This window comes from Pseudomonas sp. ADPe, assembly GCF_014843515.1.
In the GTDB taxonomy this organism is placed as follows: domain Bacteria; phylum Pseudomonadota; class Gammaproteobacteria; order Pseudomonadales; family Pseudomonadaceae; genus Pseudomonas; species Pseudomonas citronellolis.
In genome coordinates this window covers 6841952-6860587 of sequence record NZ_CP062122.1, presented here as the reverse complement: position 1 = coordinate 6860587, position 18636 = coordinate 6841952, and the positions used below count along the sequence as shown (strand labels likewise).

Here is an 18636-nt window from a genome sequence, read left to right as displayed (position 1 = left end):
GTGGCGCGGGTTCCAGCGGGGTCCAGCAATACGCTGAATGGTCCTTCATTCACTGGCTCGGTGAGATGTGGGAGTTGTCTGAAGGAATTTCGCGGGGCAACGCGCGCACCGGGCCAGGGCCCGGTGCGTCAGGAGGTCGGAAGGGCGCCCGCGGGCGCGCGGATCAGATGAGGTAGCCGCCGTCCACCGCCAGGCTGATGCCGGTGGTGTAGCTGGAGGCGTCGCTGGTCAGGTAGAGCACGGCGCCGGCCATTTCCTCGGGGTTGGCCACGCGCTTGAGCGGCACCCGCTGCAGGATGCCGTCGAGCACCGCCTGGTTCTGCACCAGGGCGGCGGCGAACTTGGTGTCGGTGGGCCCCGGCAGCAGCGCGTTGCAGCGGATGCCGAAGGGCGCGCATTCCTTGGCGAAGACCTTGGTCATGCTGATCACCGCGGCCTTGGTCACCGAGTAGATGCCCTGCAGCTCGCCGGGGCTGATGCCGTTCACCGAGGCGACGTTGACGATGCTGCCGCCGCCTTGCGCCTGCATCAGCTTGCCGGCTTCCACCGACATGTAGAAGTAGCCGCGGATGTTCACGTCCACGGTCTTCTGGAAGGCGGCGACGTCGGTGTCCAGCACGTTGCCGTACTGTGGGTTGGTGGCGGCGTTGTTGACCAGGATGTCGAGGCGCCCGAAGCGTTCGCGGATCCAGGCGAAGGTGGCCTGGATCTGCTCCGGCTCGCCGATGTGGCAGGCCACGGCGCTGGCCTTGCCGCCGGCGGCCTGGATGGCCTCGGCCACCGCCTGGCAGCCCTCCAGCCGGCGGCTGGATACGATGACCTGGGCGCCCTGGCGGGCCAGCAGGTGGGCGATGGCTTCGCCGATGCCGCGGCTGGCGCCGGAAACGAAGGCGACCTTGCCGCTGAGGTCGAAGGGGGCGGGTGTGGACATGGGCTGCTCCGGGAACGGTTGCGAAAGGGGCCGGCCACCGCCCCCGGTCGGATCAGGAGGCGCGTCTAGGGGCGGGGCCGGCCAGGCGAGGATAGGCAGCGGGGCGGTGGGGCGATATCGCCCGGAAGTGCGATCAGGATGATGAATGGGGATGATGGGGCCGGCGCGTGGCGAGCCGGCCCCGGGTGACGCCTCAGGCCTGTTCGCGGGCCGGCAGCATGGCGCGCAGCACGCCGTCGCGGCGCACGTGGTGGTGCCAGATGGCCGCGGCGGCGTGGCCGAGGATGAGGGCGAAGAGCAGGTACTGGGCGGTGACGTGGAAGGCCTTGGCCGCCTCGCGCGCGGCATCGGACAGCGGCAGCGGCGGGATTTCCACGAGCCAGAACAGGTTCACCGGGCGCTTGCCGAACAGCAGGCCGGTGAGCGGCATGAGGATCAGCAGCGCATAGAGCAGGGCATGGCCGGCCTTGGCGGCCAGCAGCTTGAGGCGCTCGTCGGCCGGCAGCAGCTGCGGCGCGCCATGGCGGGCGCGGACCAGCAGGCGGGTGACGGTCAGGGCCAGGACGGTCAGGCCCAGGGACTTGTGCAGGGTGAACACCCCGCCGACGCCGCCGAGCAGGCCGGCGAACAGGTCCTTGCCGTAGGGCAGGGCGATGATGGCCAGCACCAGGAGGGCGCTGAGCCAGTGCAGGGTGATCTGGGCGGGGGTGTAGCGGGCTTGGGTCACGGGGGTTCCTCTTTGCGGACGCCGGCCTTGCCGACGGGGCTTGGGGCGGGTCGTTTTTTCGTGGGAGCCGGGGAGGGTAACCGAAGGGGCTGGCTGTTATGGGGAGGAAGGCGTTGCAATTTGTTGTGGGGGGGTGAGAGCGCCCTCTCCCCAGCCCTCTCCCGCAAGCGGGAGAGGGAGCCGTTCGGAGCGGTCGGATAGTTCAGCGTCAACCGGCAAGTGCGTAGGGCGCATAACCGTTCGCGGTTATCCTCCGCATCTCGGCGCGGGGCAGGACAGTTGCGCCTACGCCGCCCAACCCACGCCATTCCAATGCAGGAGCGCGCCCTGCGCGCGAAGTCGCGGGCAGGGCCCGCTTACCTTCCAGGAAGCACGGCTTTTCGTAGGATGGTGTTGAGCGAAGCGATACCCATCATCACGACCGCATGGGTTTCGCCAAGGCTCAACCCATCCTACGAAGAGCGCCTCGGCGCAGCTCCCATGCAGGAGCGCGCCCTGCGCGCGAAATCGCGGGAGCGCTAGAACCCACTCTCGCGCATGAACACCGCCGCCAGGTGCATCAACCCATCGGCCAGCAGGCTGCGGCGCTGGCCTTCGATCTGCAGGTGGCCGCGGGTTTCGTGGAGGTTCGGTGGGGCTTCGTCCAGTTGCACCAGCACGTGGAACAGCGGGCTGCTGGGCACCAGTTGGTCGCCGTGGGGTTGCACCGCCAGGGGGCCGCCGTGGCGGGAGGCCAGGGCCGGTTGGCCCAGCTGGCCGATGCGCGTGGTGCCTATCTGCAGGACCTTGCCGGTGATCGCCCGGGGCACGCCTTCGGGGTAGAAGCGCACCGCGCTGCCTTCGCCCAGACGCTGGATTTCGTCGGGGCCGACGTAGGCGTCCACCTGCCAGCTGCGTGGGTCGATGAGTACGCCCAGGGGCTCGCGGGTGCCTATCCATTGGCCGCCGCGCCAGTCCGGGTTCAGGTCCAGCCACTGGCCGGCGAAGGGCGCCTGCAGGTTCAGCCGGGCGATTTCCGAGCGGGCGGCGCGGGCTTCCTGGAATTGCACGCCGTAGCGCTGGCGGGTGGCGGCTTCCTCGGCCAGGCCGGCGGGGTCGGCCAGCAGGCCGGCCAGGCGGGCGCGGTAGCCTTGCATGCTGGCTTCGTTGCCGGCCAGGCGGATGGTGATGTCCGGCTGGTCGAGCACCACCAGCGTTTGCCCGGCCTGCACCGGGCCGGCCTTGCGCACTTGCTGCAGCAGCGCCGGGAAGGGCGCGTAGAGGCGCACCTGGTGCTCGGCGCGGGCCAGGCCCACGGCGTGGATCTGGCTGCGCCAGGGCACCGCGACCAGCAGCAGGACGGCCGCCAGCAGGAGGAGGAAGAGATGGCGGCGGCCGCGGCGCACTTCGCCGCGGTGCTGCCACCAGTGTTTCAGTTCGCGCCAGATCGGCTGCACGATGAACCAGGAGATTTCCACGGCGAAGAGAAAGATCCCGAGCAGTTTGAAGAAGAACAGGTAGACGGTCACCGCGATGCCCAGGAACAGCACCAGGCGGTACACCCAGGTGATCATGGCGAAGGCCACCAGCAGGCGCCGCTGGCGCGCCGGGAAGGGTTCCGGCCAGGCTTCGTCGAGCCCCAGCAGGTTGCGCCGCAGGGTGACCTTGGCCAGGGCCGTGGCGCGTTCGTGCAGGTTGGGGAAGTCGAGCAGGTCGGAGAGGATGAAGTAGCCGTCGAAGCGCATGAAGGGGCTGGCGTTCAGCGCCAGGGACAGCGCCCAACTGGTGGTGGCCAGGTAGAGCAGGGCGTTGCGCAGCGGGCCTGGGTCGCTCAGCGCCCAGCCCAGGGTGGCCAGCCCGGCCAGGCCCAGCTCGGTGAGGATGCCGGCGCTGGCGATGGCCAGGCGTTGTTTCGAGCTGCGCAGCTTCCAGCTTTCGCCGGTGTCGGTGTAGAGCATCGGCCACATCACCACGAAGGCGATGCCCATGTGCGCCACCTTCAGCCCCAGGCGCGTGGCCACCAGGGCGTGGCCCAGTTCGTGGAGGGTCTTGGCCACCACCAGGGCCAGGGCGAAGCTGAGCAGGCCCTCGGTGGAGAAGGATTCCACCACGTCGTGGCGGAAGGTGTCCCACTGGTGCGCCACCAGGACGATGCCGAGCAGGCCCAGGCCCACCACCAGCACGCCCATGAAGGGGTGGAACAGCCAGCCCAGGGCGCCGGCCAGGCGCCGCAGGTGGCGTTGCGGGTGCAGCAGCGGGATGCGGAAGAACAGGTAGTGGTGCAGCCACCATTTCCAGGTCAGGAACTGGTTGCCCTCGCTGGCCTCGCGCAGGCGTTCCAGGGCCTGGGCGCCGGGGCGCACCAACTGGTGGCGTTCGAGGAAGGCGCGAAAGCCCAGCACCTGCTCGACGTCGGGCTTGAGCGCGGTCTGCTCGGCGATGTCTTCGGCGATGCGCCGCGGCGTCTGCTCCCAGCGCAGCAGGCATTCGAACTCCAGCCAGCCGATGCGGAAGAAGCGGTTGGTGACGTTGTCGTGGATCACCCAGGCCGGCTCGCCGTCGGCATTGCTGCCGGCCTCGGCGATGTCGAGGTCGTCGCGCAGCGGCGGCGTGGGCAGGTCTTCGGCGGCGGCGTCCATCACCAGCCGGTCCAGGCGCGGGCGGCGGCCAGCGGCCGGCGCAGCAGGTAGTAGCCCAGCGGCACGCGCTCGCCGTAGAGTTTGGCGGTGCCGTGCAGGCCCAGGCGGGCGTGGGCCGGGGCGCCCTCGACGCTGGCCAGCAGGCGGTAGGAGGCCACGCCGTCGTCGCCCGGGCGCGCTTCGTAGCTGGTCTCGAGGATTTCCCCGTGCAGCGGCGAGAGCGGGTAGGCGGTGAGGAACAGGGTGACCGGCGCGCCGCTGTCCAGGGCGATGGCGTCGGCCACCGGCAGCTGGATGCGCATGCCCGGCTGGCTGGGGTCGGCGACCTGGAGGATGCGCTCGCCGGTGACCACCGGCTTGCCCAGCCAGTCGTTGGGGTCGCTGTACACCGCCACCCCGGCGCGCGGCGAGAGCACCGTGGTGCGCGCCAGCTGCGCCTGCACCGCGGCCAGTTCGGCGCGGCGTTGCCGCGCGGTGCCGTTTAGCACCGCCAGCTCGCCCTTGCTCTGCGGGTTGTCGAAGGCGCGCTGGCTGGCGGCCAGCAGCTCGGCGTCGGCCACCGCGACTTCCTTGGCCAGCACTTCGGCGCGGCTGCGCAGGGTGGTTTCGTCGAGGGCGAACAGTGGCGTGCCGACCTCGACGCTCTGGTTCGGCCGCACCAGCATGCGGGCGATCACCCCGTCGATCGGCGAGCTGATCACCTGGGCGTTGCGCGACACCACTTCGGCCGGGGCCAGCGCGGTCTGCCGCACCGGCACCAGCAGCATCACCGCCAGCACCGCCACGCCCAGCAACAGCTGGCGCCGGCTGGGGCGCCAGAAGCGCAGCGAGCGCGGCTTGCCGAAGGCCGCCCAGCAGTGCGCCCAGGTCTGGAACACGCCCTGCAGCAGGTGCTCCACCGAGGGCGCCGGGGCTTCGTCGAGGAGGAACACCAGCAGCCCCAGGCGCTGGCCGTGGCGGTCATGCAGGGGGATGACCCAGAGCCCGCTGGGCCACCACTCGGCCCAGCCTTCGGCGATGTCCTCGGGCACTTCCAGGGTTTCGCGGGGCAGCCAGCGCGGCGCGGCGTCCGCCGCCTGGCCGCTCAGCCAGCGCCCGGCGCGGCGCAGCCAGACCAGGTAGGGCGAGTCCTCGGTGGGCCGTGCAAGGCCGGAGATGCACAACAGCTCCAGCTGCTGGCCGTGCTGGGCCAGCACCAGCGCCTGGTGGAAGCGCAGCAGCGCGTAGAGGTCGTTGGCCATGGAGAAGGCCAGGGCGTTCAGCGACTCCGCGGCCAGGGCGCGGTCGCGCAGGTTGGCCAGGCTCAGCAGCAGCTGGGGTGGCGGAAACATCTCGCTCATGGCTGCCTACTCTTGCGCGTCGGGGAAGCGCGCGGTACCGCTCATGCCCGCGATCAGTTCAGGATAGGCCGCATCCAGGCGGGCCTCCAGCTCGACGGTCTGGGCTACGGCGTCGACCCGCGCGTTGATGGCGCTGACCTTGGCCGGATAGCGCTTGCCGGTCTCGTGGATCTCCACTTCCACCGGCATGCCGGGCTTGAGCTGCGGCAGCAGGGTGGAGGGCACGTTCAGGCGCACCTTGAGGGCTCCGTCGCTGACCAGGTCGAACAGCGGCGCGCCGGCCTGCACGGTCTGGTACGGCTTGACGTAGACCTTGGCCACGCGCCCGGCGAAGGGCGCCTGCACCTGGCAGTAGCCGGCCTGGGTGCGGGCCAGGGTGAGGGCGCCCTCGGCCTTGCTCACCTCGGTGGTGGCCATGGCCACTTCCAGTTCGCCGGCGGCGTCGAGCTTCTGCAAGTTGCGCTTGGCCGCCAGGTTCTGCCGGGCCATGCCCAGCTCGGCGGCGGCGACCTTGGCGCGGGCCTGCACCTCGACGCACTGGAGCTGGGCCAGCAGGGCGTCCTTGCCGACCTTCTGGCCGAGGCTGGCCTTGAGTTCGCCGAGGGTGCCGTTCATCTGGCTGGACAGGGTGGTCTCCAGGTCCGATACCAGCAGCACGCGGATGGCGTTGGGTTCGTCGCCGGCGGCCGGCGGCGGGAGGGTGGGGTCGCCGTCGGCGGCGAAGGCCGACGGCAGCAGGGCGAGGAACAGGAACGGCAGGCACGACAGGCAGGACTTACGGCTGTGCGGCATTGGCGCTTCCTTCGTTGCTGCTGGAGAGGTTGTTGCCGGAAAGATTGCTGCTGGGGGCGCCCGCGCCGCTGGCGGTGAGCAGGTTGCTGCCGCTCTCCTGTTCCAGGGTGCGCTGGATTTCCCGGGCCAGGGTCTTCACGTCGTGATTTTCCACCTTGTCCGGCAGCACGGCGAAGCCCACCGAGTTGTACAGCCGGCCCCAGGCGGCCTGGGCGTCGGAGTAGGCGGCCTCGCGCTGGTAGCGCGAGAGCAGGTAGCGGCCTTCGGCGCGGATCAGTTCCAGCTCGGTGCCCAGGGCGGCGCTGCGGGCCTTCTGCGCGTAGTCCAGCAGGCTCTTGTCGACGCGCAGGCTGTCGTCGGCGAACTCCACTTCCTGGCGTGCCAGCTGGTAGCGCAGCAGGCCGACGCGGACCTGGGTGAGGATGGCCATGGACAGCGCGGTGCGGCGCATGTCGTCGGTCTTGGCCTGGGTCTGCTGGGCGGTGTTCAGCGCCGGGTACTGCAGCAGGCGCAGGAGGTTGATGGAGACCTGCACGCCGGTCTCGTTCCAGTGGTTGTTGTACAGGTACTTGTTGGAGTCGTACTGGTAGCCGTAGTTGACGCTGACGTTGGGCCACAGCTGGGCCTTGGCGATCTTCAGGTCGTTCTCGTCGACGCGCTTGCGGTACCACTCCTCCATGATTTCCGGGCGGTGCTGCAGCGACAGCTGCTCCAGTCTCTCGACGTTGCTGGTGACCAGCGGCAGCGGCGGCTCGCTGGTGTCGGCCAGGAGCATCTTCGAGTTCGGCGGCAGCGACATCAGCGCGGCCAGTTCGGCGCGGGCGAACTCCAGGTCCTGGCGGCGCACGGTGAGCATGTACACCGAGTCGAGCAGGGCGCGCTGGTAGGCGAGGATGTCCTGGCGCGGCAGCAGGCCCTGGTTCTCCGCCTCGCGGGCGGCGGTGAGGGCGCGGTGGGTGCGCATCAGCAGGTTATCCACCTCCGGCAGCAGGCGCTGGGCGCCCAGGGCCCGCCAGTAGGCGTTGCGCACGTCCTGCATGACGTTCTGCGCCACGCGCTCGCGGCGTTCCTCGGCCATGTGGATCTGGTCGGCCTTCTGCTGGGTGCGGTAGTAGGCCACGCCGAAGTCCAGCAGGCTCCAGGACAGGCCCAGGCTGTCGATGTCGCGGTAGCGTTCCTCGGAGGTGGACGGGCGCAGGGACACCTGGCGGTCCTGGATGCCGATGGAGGTGCCGCCGGAGTCGTTGTTGCGCCCGGCGTAGCCGGCCGAGGCCACCAGGCGCGGCAGCATCTCGTGGGCGGTGACGTCGCGCAGGTCGGCGGCCAAGGCGCTTTCCAGCAGCTTCAGGCGGTAGTCGAGGTTGTATTTCAGGGCTCGCGCCGCGGCCTCGTAGAAGGTGATGGGCGCGTTCACCGGCTCCTGCTCGCGGTACATGCGCGCCTGGTCGTCGATGACGCGCTGGCGCATCTGCTGTTCGTCGTAGGGTTTGGACTCCATCAGCGAGGAGCAGGCGCCAAGCACGGTGCTGACGGCGATGATGGCACTCAAGGCCTTGAGGCGTTGTCCCGGCATAAGCATTCCTTGTTCAATGCGTGTTTTTTTCTGTCGATCCCGATTCAATTCGCGCTCCCCCTGCGTTGCGCGGCTTCGCGCAGCTGTTGGCGGAAGCCGCGGGCGGTCTGCGCGGGCTTCTCGGCGGCCGGCACCAGGTCGCTGGCGCGCGGCGCCCAGAGCGAGGGCTCGCTGAGCAGGCCGTCGGCGCTGAGGTTGGCGCGGCCGTGGCGGCCGTCGATCCAGGCCCTTTCCCGTTCGCTGGCTTCGCGGCTCTCGGCCACCGCCTGGGCCACGTACTGGCCGGGCACCAGGCCCAGGCCCGCGCCGATCGAGTCCGCCTCGACCTCAGGGGTGAGGAACAGGTCGGCGCGGTTGCCGTCCACGTGCCACATGGATTGCATGAGGCGCTGCTCGATGCTCTCGACTTCCGGCAGCACGAAGATCGCCGGCTCCAGGCCCAGCCCGGGGGCATTGCGCTGGCCGTCGCCGGGGCGCTGGCCGAAGTAGGGGCCGGCCGGCGGCTGGATGTAGGGCGAGGCGATCTCCAGGGTGATGGTCAGCTCGGCCTGGTCGGTGGCGCCGGCGAGGTCGGCGACGGTGTAGGTGAAGACGTCCTGCAGCACCCGGCCCAGGCCGGCGGCGGCGAGCACCTCGGGGTTGGTCTGGTCGATGCTGTAGGTGTAGCTGCCGTCGGCATTGAGGGTGAGGAAGCCGTAGCGCCCGGCCAGCACCTGGCCGACGCTGCCGGCCGCGCCGCTGGCGTTTTCCGCGCCGACGCGCACGCCGACCACGCTCAGGCGGTCGCCGCCGTCGACGTCGCTGTCGTTGGGCAGCACGTTGCCGCTGGCCTGGGGCGCGACCACCTGGTCGCTGGCGGTGTTGCTGTCGTTGCGCGCCACCGGGTTGTCGTCGGCGCCCTGGATGGTCACGGTCAGGCGCGCATCGGAGGTGGCGCCGGCGGTGTCGCGCATGCGGTAGGTGAAGACTTCGCGCAGGGTCTCGCCGGCGGTGCGCAGGGCCTGCACCACCGGGTCCGCGTTGTTCACCTCGTAGCGGTAGCTGCCGTCGGCGTTGAGCAGCAGCACACCGTAGCGCCCGGCAAGACGTTGCCCGGCCTGGGCCTGCTGGCCGTTCTCGCCGCTGAAGAAGATCACTTGCCTGGTCTCGCCGTATTGCACGCCGTCGACGTCGCTGTCGTTGTCCAGCACGTTGCCGGTCGGGTCCGCCCCCGGGGTGGCGTTGTTCACTCCGCCGGCCTCCACGGCGATGGCGGCGTCGTCCTGGGCGATGGGGGTGTCGTTGCGGCCGTCGATGGTGATGGTCAGCACGCCGTTGCTGGTGGCGTCCCAGATGTCGGTGACCTGGTAGGTGAAGCGTTCCACCAGGGTCTGGCCGCTGACGCGCAGGGCCTGCACCGCTGCCAGGCTGTTGTCCAGGATGTAGCTCCAGCTGCCGTCGGCGTTGATCCGCAGGTCGCCGTACTGGCCGCGCAGGGTCTGCCCGGCCGCGGCGGCGTCGCCTGGCAGGGGGCGGTCGCCGCTCCAGAACGCGAGGATGGTCATCTGTTCCGGGAACAGGTCGATGGTGTCCGGGTCGTGGTCGTTGTCCAGCACGTTGCCGCCGGGGTCGCTGCCCGGCGTGGCGTTGTTCAGGCCGCCGGCCTCCACCGCGGTGCCCTGGTCGGGCGCGGTGATCGGCGGCTGGTCCTGGCCGCGGATGACGATGTTCAGGGTGGCGGTGTCGCTCAGCCCGCCGTCGTCGGTCACCTGGTAGGTGAACTGCTCGATGACGAAACCCAGCGGGCCGAGGGCGATGATGACGTCGTTGCTGGAGTCGACCACGTACTGGTAGCTGCCGTCGGCGCCGATGGTCAGGGTGCCGTACTGGCCGACCAGCACCTGGCCGTTGGCCTGGGTGGTGCCGCCGGGCACGCCGGTCAGCGCCGGGTTGTCGCCTTCGGCGCCCAGGCCGATGCCCGTCAGCGTCTTGTGGTCGCCGGCGTCGACGTCGGTGTCGTTGGGCAGCACGTTGCCGATCGGATTGCTGCCGCCATTGCCGTCGTCGTCGGTGGCCACGGCGAAGTCCAGGTCGTCGTGGGCCACCGGCGCGTCCCAGGCGCCCTGGATGGTGATGCGGATCTGCGCCTGGGAGGTGGCCCCGGCGGTGTCGTGCATCTGGTAGGTGAAGACTTCGCTGAGGCTCTCGCCGGCCTTCAGTGCCTGCACCGCGGCCAGGCCGTTGTTGACCGTGTAGACGTAGTTGCCGTTGGCGTCGATGCTCAGGCTGCCGTAGCTGCCGGCCACCGAGGCGTTGCCGGCGCCGACCTGGACGAAGCTCCCGCCGGCGGCCAGGGCGCCGGTCCGCAGGCCATCGACGGTCTTGCCGTCGCCGCCATCGACGTCGGTGTCGTTGAGCAGGGCGTTGCCGCTGGGGTCGGTGCCCGGGGTGCCGTTGTCGGTGCCGCCGGCCTCGACGGCGATGGGGGCGTCTTCGCTGGCGATGGGGGTGTCGTTGCGGCCGTGGATCACCACGCTGAAGGTGGCGGTGACGGTCTTGCCGTTACCGTCGCTGACGCTGTACTGGAATACCTCGGTCAGGCGCTCGGCGTCGGTGCGCAGGGCCTGAACGGCGGCATTGTTGTTGTCGATCACGTAGCTGTAGTTGCCCTGGGCGTCGAGCACCAGGCTGCCGTAGTTGCCCGCCAGGCTCTGGCCGACGGTGCCGTTGGCGCCGGTGGGGCTGACGATGGCGGTGATGCTCAGGGTATCGCCGTCCGGGTCGCTGTAGGACGCGGCGATGTTGCCGCTGGGGTCCAGGCCCGCGGTGGCGTTGTTCAGGCCGCCGGCCTCGATGGCATCGACAGTCACCGGGTTGATCTGTGGCGGGTCGTTGACCCCGATGACGGTGATCACCAGTTGCGCCTGGTCGGTCAGCCCGCCGCTGTCATGGATCTGGTAGGTGACGATCACCTCCAGGCTTTCGCCGGCGCCCAGGGCGCGGATGTCCGGGTTGGCGCTGTTGACGAAGAAGCTGTAGCTGCCGTCGGCGCTCAGGCTGAGCTGGCCGAAGTTGCCGTTGATCAGGCTGCCGTTGGCCAGGCGTGCCACTTCGGTGGTCAGGCTCACCGAGCCGCTGGCCGGCACCGCGGTGAAGCTGCCGCCGGCGCTTTCCAGGCCGCTGCGCACGCCGTCGACCTTGAGCACGTCGGCGTTGGGCTGGTCGAGGTTGTCGACGTCGGTATCGGTGCCGACGCCGGCAGCGCCGGTGATCACGTTGCCGCTGGCGTTCACCGGCGCCGGGCTGCCGTCGCTGGCGCCGGCGCTGGCGCTGCCCTGGTCGTCGACCGCCAGCGGGGCGTCGTTGGCGCCCTGGATGGTGATGGTCAGGGTGGTGATGGCGCTCAGGCCGCCGGCGTCGGTGACCTGGTAGGTGAAGACTTCGGTGAGTGTCTGGCCGGGGGACAGCGCCTGCACCGCCGGGCTGTCGTTGTCGATCACATAGCGGTAGCTGCCGTCGGCGTTGAGCGTCAGGCTGCCGAAAGCGGTCTGTATCACCGCCGGCTGGCCGCTGGCGACCGGAATCACGCGCCCACCACCCGGGCCGTCGTAGCGGGCCAGGCTGACCGTCTTGGTCTCGCCCAGGGCCACCGAGTCGACGTCGGTGTCGTTGCTCAGCACGTTGCCGGTGGCATCCTGGCCGGCGGTACCGTTCAGGGTTCCGCCGGCCTCGATGGCGATACCGGTGTCGGGCGCGGCCACCGGCGTGTCGTTGGCGCCGTGGATGTTGATCTGCAGCACGGCGCTGCTGGTCAGGCCGCCGCTGTCGACCAGGTCGTAGTCGAAGAAGTCGCTGAGGCGGTCGTTGGCGGTGCGTAGCGCCTGCACCGTCGGGTTGCTGTTGTCGACGATGTACTGGTAGCCGCCGTTGGCGTTGATCAGCAGGGTGCCGTAGCGCCCCTGGATGCTGATGACGCCGCTGGACGGCAGGTCCAGCCCGGCGGGGTTGGCGTTGCTGGCGATGTGGGTGACGCTGAGGAAGTCGTTGTTGGTCTGGATGTCGACGTCGGTGTCGTTGGCCAGCACGTTGCCGGTGGGGTTGGTGCCGGGGCTGGCGTTGTTGGAGCCGCCGGCCTCCACGGCGATGGCGATGTCGTTGTTGGCTTGAGGCGCGTCGTTCACCGGGTCGATGACGATGTTCAGCGCGTCGGTGTCGCTCAGGGCATCGTCCGGGTTCTCGCCGGGGATGCCGTCGCCGTCCTTGTCGCCGAAGTTGCCCTGGTCGTTGGTGACCATGATCAGGGTTTCGCTGTCGCGGAAGGTGTTGAAGTCCTGGTCGCCCTTGTAATAGAGCTGGCCGAGCAGGATGTTGAGCTGTTGCAGGGTGCCGCTCAGCACCAGGGTGCGCCCGGCGCCGGTGGGCGGCGTGGCATCGGCGGCGGGCGGCGTGGCCGACTGCCAGAGCACGCCGTGCTGCACGCTCAGGGTGATGGTCATGATGCCGTCGGCGTTGCCGGCGTTGACGTCCACGTCGCTGGTGACCAGGCCGACGATGTGCAGCACCGTGTCTTCCGTGCCGTGCTGGTCGGCGACGGTGTTGATCGGCGCCTCGTTGAGGTGCACGTAGCCCGAATCGGCGGTGCCGGTGGCGCCTTCGCCCAGGGCGAGGCTCACCGCGCCCAGCCCGGCGGCGCTGGTGCCGGTGTCGGTGTCGATGCGGATGTGGAAGCGGTTGTTGGCCGCCAATTGATAGTCCTGCGGCACGGCGATCAGGTAGTTGCCGGCGGGCAGGATGGCGAACTGGTAGATGCCGCCGTTGGCGGTGACGGTATTGAACACGCGGTCGTCGGCGGTGCCGAACTGGCCGTCGGCGCCGGCCCAGGTCAGCTGTACGGCCACGCCGTCCAGGCCCGGGCCGTCCGGGGTGGCGCTACTGGTGGCGGACCGGCTGTCGTTCCACAGGGTGCCCTGGACCACGCCCATGCCCGCGCCCTCGCTGAGGACGTAGTTGTTCAGCCCGCTGGCGCCATCCTGGCCGTTGCGTTCGCCATCGGTGCTGCCGCCGCTGCCGGGCAGGGAGCCGCCCCAGCCGGTGTTTTCGAAGTCCGTCGGCAGGCTGGTCCAGGTGAGCACCGCGGCGCTGCTGGCGTCGTCGGCGATCACGCCGTTGGGCAGGGTGACGCTGTAGATCACCTGCACCTGGTCGTTGGGGGCGAGCTGGGCGAAGTCCACCGAAATGGCGCTGCCGTCGCTGAAGGCGACGCCTTCCGGCAGGTTGGCCAGGTTCAGCGCCACGCCGTTGAGCAGGATGCCCTGCACCTGGTAGCTGCTGCCGTTGGGGAACTGGTCCTGCAGGTGGATGTTGTAGGCCGGCACGCTGCCGTTCTGGGTGAAGCTGACCGAGACGGTGGTATCTGTGGTGTTTCCGGCGCCGGGCTGGATGTCGATGACGTGCTTGTCCAGTCCGGCCAGGCTGGGCTCCACCACGGTTTCGAAGAGGGTGTCGCTCTTGCCGCGGTCGACCCCGCCGTCCAGGCCGACGTGTTCGTGGGCGCTCACGCCGAGCTGCTTGCCGGCCTGGTTGCCGCTGACATTGGTGACGCGCACGTTGAACTCGAGGACCACCCCTTCGAGGTCGCTGTCGTTGGCCTCGGTGTTGGTCAGGTTGCCCAGGTTGAAGGTCACCGTCTGGCTGCCGTCGGCGTTGGTGACGATGACCAGGCGGCCGCCGCTGGCGTCGAACCGGCCGACGGGCACGGTGCCGCCGAGGCTGGCGCTGATCGGCTGGGCCACGTCGCTGGCCTCGTTGCCGTTCATCCATAGCTGGCCGTTGCTGGTCAGGGTGATGTCGCTGGACAGACCGTTGAGGTTGCTCGAGACCAGGGCGATGAGGATGTTGTTGAGGTCGGCGGGGATGAATTCCAGGCCGGCGGCCAGTTCGATGCGGACCTGATAGTTGGGGTTGTCGCCGGTGGGCACCAGCACCGCCACGCGGTAGCGGATCACTTCGCCCACCGCCACCTGTTCGTCGAGGGCCGCGGTGTTGGTGCCGCCGGCATCGCTGGGCGGCGGGGTGTCCTGCATGCCGCCGACGCGGGAAATCTGGATGCCGTTGGCCACCGGGATCAGCAGCGGCGAGATGACCCGGTAGTCGTTCAGGGTGCCGCCCCCGAGCAGGCCGTCGCCGCCGCTGCGCTCGCCGTTGGCGGTGTCGGTGGCGCTACTGCTGCCGTCGAGGCTGGTCCAGCGCACTTCGGCGTTGTTCGGAATGGCCGCCTCGCCGGCGGCGCTGGCGTTGACCACGCCGCTCAGGCTGATGACGATGCTGCCGCCGTTGGCGATGTCGATATTGGCGCCGCCGGCGCTGACCAACTGGCCGTTGAGGATGACGAAGCCGGGCCCGCCATTGTTGGTCGCGCCACCGTTGTAGGTCACGTTGGTGATGGTCAGGCCGTCGATTTCCGTCGGCAACAGGTCGAGCAGGCTGAGGTCGAAGGCATCGGTGTCGGAGTTGTTGGCGATGGTGATGTCGAAGCTGATGGTGTCGCCCTGGTCGTAGCCGCCAAGGCCGCCGCTGGAGGTGATCTGCTGGGTCACCGTGAGCGTCGGCTCGACGATGGCCACGCCGGGCTGCTGGGCGCTGACCACGGTGCGGTCGAGGGCGGTGGCGCCGTTGGGGGCGTCGCCGTCCGGGTCGCTGTAGACCAGTTGCGCGCCGTTGTTCAGGCTGACCTTGGCCTGGTTGCCCGGCACGTTGCTGGCCACCAGCACCAGGCGGATGATGAAGGCATTGTTGCCGGTGTTGTTGTCGGCCGTGGCGCCGGCAGTGCTGAACACCAGGCGCATGTCGCCGCCGTCGCTGCCGTCGGCGCTGAAGCTGGAGACGCTCAGCGTGCCGTTGAAGTCCTGGCCCAGGGCGCCGCTGCCGGCCGCGGTGGTGATGATCTGGTAGCCGAGGTTGCCGTTGAAGCGCGGGTCCAGGCGCAGGCCCGGGGGGATCAGGTCGTCGATGCGCAGGTTGGCGGTGCCGCCTTCTGGCAGGGTGACGACGATGTCGTAGGTCATGCTCTCGCCGATCACCAGGTTGCTGCCGCTGGTGTGGCCGGCGCTGGAGTCGTCGTCGCTCAGGCTGCCGTCCTTGTAGTTCTTGACGAGGGTCGGCGCGGCCACCTGCTGGTTGGCGATTTCCGTCAGGTCGGTGGGGGTGAAGTCCTGGCCGCCTTCCACGCTGGCATAGTTGGTCAGCGCGGCGCTGCTCTGCAGGGTGCGCGAGGCGAGGATGGCGTTGTCGACGGTGACGTCGTAGGTGATCACCACCAGGTTGGCGCCGGAGAGGTCGTTGGCCGTGCCGCTGCGCCCGGCCAGCAGGGTCGCCTGGCCATTGGCGTCGAGGAAGGTGATGGTGTTGCCGCTGATGCTGTAGTCGGTGCCGAGCGCCAGCAGCGTGCCGTCGCCACGGTAGACCTGCAGGTTGGCCGCGCCCAGGCTGCCGCCGACGAAGGCCAGCCCCGGCGGCAGGGTGATGCTGGTGCTGACGTCATAGGCGGCGCCGCCACCGCTGTTCTCGATGGCGGTGGCCAGGCGCAGGGTGTCGCCGCCGTCGATGCCGCTGACGTCGCCGTTGATCGCCGCAAGGTCGGTGACGTTGCCGCTGAAGGGCTTGCCGCCGGTACCCGGCGCCGTCCAGTTGCCGCTGGTACCGGTGACACTGCCGTTGCTGCTGGAAACCACGCCGTGCTTGATGTCCAGCACCGGCTCGGCGATCGAGGCGATCACCGCGACATCGGAGGAGACCAGCACGTCCTTGTCGATGGTGGTGGTCTGGCTGGATTGCGCCAGCACGTCCAGCGAGCGCTGGTCGGCGAAGGGCTGGTCGCCGACGACCATGGTGAAGTGAACCTGCACCGTGCCGCCGTCGAGGCCGCCGGAGATGAAGTCGCCGAAGTCGAAGACGATCGAGTTGCCCGGGCCGGTGGTGACGCTGTCCGGCACGTCGAGAATGGTGTTGTCCGGCCCGAAGGACCACTGGCCCACGCCGCTGCCGACGCTCCAGGCGATGCCGGTGGCGTCCAGAAGCGGCAGCGGCAGGTAGGCGACGAGCTTGAAGTTCTCGTAGTCGGCCACCAGCAGGTCGTAGCTGATGGTGAAGGTGACCACGTCGCCGGGGCGCAGCTCGCCGTCGGCCGGCGGCGTGCCGCCATTCACCGTGGTCAGTTCGATGTCGACGCTGGAACTCTGGATGGTGCTGGTGGTGCTGGAACCATCGGTCTGTTCGCTGCCGAGGTTGACGGCGTCGCGTATCACGGTGGCATTGACCGTGGCGCTGTTGCCGATGCTGTCGCCCTCGTTGAGCTGGTCGTGGGGCGGGTGGTCGGTGGTGTAGGTGGTGTCCACCGTGGCGTCGTAGGTGATGAAGGCGTGAACGGCGCCGTCCTGCACGTCGTCCCGGGCCAGGTCGCCGAACAGGGCGCCCAGGCCGGCGCCGCCCACCGCGTTGAGAATCGACTGGGCGATGTCGAAGACCAGGGTGGTGCTGCCGTCGGCGTTCTGCGTGGCGGTGTAGACCAGGGCGATGGTCTGGCTGTTGGCGCCCTGGCGGATGACCAGGGTCGGTGGGTTGGCCGTATCGAAGGTCTGGCCGTCGCCGAGCTGGTCGGTGATGGTGAAGCGGCCCTGCTGGAGGATGTTCTCGCCGAAGCCGAAGAAGTCGGAGATGGCGATGTCCATGGTGTAGCGCAGGGTGTCGCCGGGGGTCAGTCCGGGGGTGCCGACGTCGCTCTGCAGGTTCACCTGCTTGAGCAGGGTGATGGACTTGGCGACGAAGGTGATGCCCTGGCCATCGCCGGTGATGGTGAAGGGGTAGCCATCCGGGTCGGTGGGCCGGTCGCGCGGGTCGAGCGGGTTCCAGTTGCCGCTCGCGGTGGCGGTGCCGAAGGTGATGGTCACCGGGTTGCCGGTGCTCGGGTCGATCACCGGGCTGCCGTTGGCGTCGATTTCCGGTACGTAGAAGCTGACCTGGGTGGTGCTGGGGCCGCTCAGGGTGTCGTAGTGGATGCTGTAGCTGCTGATGAAGACGCTCGGGTTGGCCAGGGCCACGGCGATCAGCGCCGGGTTGGTCAGCACGGTGCCGTCGTGCAGGGTCACCGAGGTCAGGGTACCGCCGGCGCCGGGGGTGATGGCGCTGACGTGGACCTGGGCGGGCACCGTCTGGGTGATGGTGACGTCGGTCAGCGTCTGGCCGTCGGCCGGGGTCACGGTGACGCTCTCGGTACGGGTGTAGTTCGGGCCGGTGACGGTCTCGCCCTCGGGCATGTCCAGCGTCTGCGTCACGCTGAGCAGAGTCGGGGTGACCACGAAGGCATGCAGCGAGCCTTCCACCCGGCTGGGGTCGAGGGTGGGGTTGTTCAGCGAATCGTTGCCGTACTCGAAACCGCCGCGGGCGTTGATGGTCAGGTTGGGGGCGCCGTCGGAGAGGCTGGTGTCGGCCAGGTCGCTCAGGTGCGCGGTGACCTGCACGTCGATGCTCGGCTGGCCGTTGGTGACGCTGGCGTAGGGCAGCTGCAGTACCACCATCTGATCGCCCGGCTTCATGCCGACGCTGGCGGCGTTGATCACCAGGGCGTTGCCGTTGGCGTCCTTGGCCAGCGGGTGGGTGGCATTGCCGTTGGCGTCGAAGGTGACGACGAAGGACTTCACCGTCTGGCCCAGGTAGGTGGCGCTGACGAAGCTCAGGCCGTCGTCGCCGTCGCGCCCGGTGGCCGGCAGGAACAGGTCGATGTAGGGGGCGAAGCCGACCTGGGTCGAGGGGTTGCTGAAGCTGACGGTGAAGGTGACGTCGTCGCCCAGGCGCACCGCGGCCCCGCCGCCGATGCTGGTGGTGGGGGCGGCGTCGGCCAGCAGGCCCTGGAAATGGTCGAGGGTGCTGGCGGACAGGGCGATGCTCTTGTCCAGGTCGCCGTGGCGCACCTCCAGGTTCCAGTCGCCGCCGGCGGCGCTGGCACCCGTGGCGTTGCTGGAGGCGCCGACGTCGGCGCCGGTCCATTGCGCCAGGCGGTCGACCAGGGCCTGGCCGGCGCTGCCGGCGCCCACGGCGCAACCGTAGAGCTGGATGTCGGCGCCGGCATCGAGTTCGCCGCGCCAGCTGTTCAGGGTGCTGCCGAACTGGTCGAGGTTGGCCGCGGTGAAGGTCTGGTTGCCCAGGGTGAACTGGCCGGAGGCGCCGTGGGAGAAGATCTGGATCGAGTCGACCTTGCCCAGCTGCGCCAGCGCCGCGCTGATCGCCGCCAGGGCGTCCTGGCCGGCATCCACCACCAGGGTGGTGACGTTGGCCGCGAGGTTGGCGGTCATTTGCTCGCGGTTCTCCACGCGGCTGTCCAGCACTACCAGGGTGCGCGGCTGGCCCGGGGCCTTGGCCGCGGCGGCGTCCGGGGTGCTGGGGGTGTGGCTGGCGTCGGTCTGGTCGGCGTGGTCGCTGGTGTGGTGCTGCTGGTCGGCCGCGGAAGCGGCGGCGCCGTCGAAGAGAATCCTGGGTTCCAGGGCCAGGGCCTGGCTACGGGGCCGGAACGCAGCGATCGGACGGCTTGGTTTCGACATGTCCATACGAATTCCCACATCAGAAATCAGCGATCGAAAAACAACGCCCGGACTTCTAACGCGAGCTTTTCCCTGGCCATTAGC

At 69.5% G+C, this 18636-nt stretch carries 7 protein-coding genes; all 7 read right to left on the bottom strand.

Features of this window, described 5'->3' with window-relative positions; genetic code table 11:
* Window positions 1–163 precede the first annotated feature (163 nt).
* Entirely contained in the window at window positions 164–931 is a 768-nt protein-coding gene (locus IG194_RS30875) for an SDR family oxidoreductase (RefSeq protein ID WP_058489871.1), read from the bottom strand.
* Window positions 932–1124: 193 nt separating this feature from the next.
* Complete coding sequence (locus IG194_RS30870) at window positions 1125–1658, bottom strand: cytochrome b (protein WP_043317159.1); 534 nt, start codon at window positions 1656–1658, stop codon at window positions 1125–1127.
* 518 nt (window positions 1659–2176) lie between these two features.
* Window positions 2177–4276: an HlyD family efflux transporter periplasmic adaptor subunit gene (locus IG194_RS30865; protein ID WP_176707166.1), complete on the bottom strand. Its 2100-nt coding sequence runs from the start codon at window positions 4274–4276 to the stop codon at window positions 2177–2179.
* Window positions 4276–5616, bottom strand: a complete 1341-nt coding sequence (locus tag IG194_RS30860; RefSeq protein WP_058489869.1) for an efflux RND transporter periplasmic adaptor subunit — start codon at window positions 5614–5616, stop codon at window positions 4276–4278. The genes IG194_RS30865 and IG194_RS30860 overlap by 1 nt, the downstream gene beginning before the upstream one ends.
* Before the next feature lie 6 nt (window positions 5617–5622).
* Entirely contained in the window at window positions 5623–6408 is a 786-nt protein-coding gene (locus IG194_RS30855) for an efflux RND transporter periplasmic adaptor subunit (protein WP_058489868.1), read from the bottom strand.
* Window positions 6392–7981 carry a TolC family protein gene (locus IG194_RS30850; protein WP_058489867.1) on the bottom strand — a complete coding sequence of 530 codons (1590 nt, stop codon included), beginning with the start codon at window positions 7979–7981 and terminating at the stop codon, window positions 6392–6394. The genes IG194_RS30855 and IG194_RS30850 overlap by 17 nt, the downstream gene beginning before the upstream one ends.
* Window positions 7982–8025: 44 nt before the next feature.
* Window positions 8026–18558, bottom strand: coding sequence for a VCBS domain-containing protein (locus tag IG194_RS30845; protein WP_192353628.1), 10533 nt, complete (start codon window positions 18556–18558; stop codon window positions 8026–8028).
* Window positions 18559–18636: the final 78 nt, after the last annotated feature.

Coding starts and splice junctions, on each gene's coding strand:
- IG194_RS30860 (WP_058489869.1), bottom strand. CDS start 5,616: ATGAGCGAGATGTTTCCGCCACCCCAGCTGCTGCTGAGCCTGGCCAAC.
- IG194_RS30875 (WP_058489871.1), bottom strand. CDS start 931: ATGTCCACACCCGCCCCCTTCGACCTCAGCGGCAAGGTCGCCTTCGTT.
- IG194_RS30865 (WP_176707166.1), bottom strand. CDS start 4,276: ATGGACGCCGCCGCCGAAGACCTGCCCACGCCGCCGCTGCGCGACGAC.
- IG194_RS30850 (WP_058489867.1), bottom strand. CDS start 7,981: ATGCCGGGACAACGCCTCAAGGCCTTGAGTGCCATCATCGCCGTCAGC.
- IG194_RS30855 (WP_058489868.1), bottom strand. CDS start 6,408: ATGCCGCACAGCCGTAAGTCCTGCCTGTCGTGCCTGCCGTTCCTGTTC.
- IG194_RS30845 (WP_192353628.1), bottom strand. CDS start 18,558: ATGGACATGTCGAAACCAAGCCGTCCGATCGCTGCGTTCCGGCCCCGT.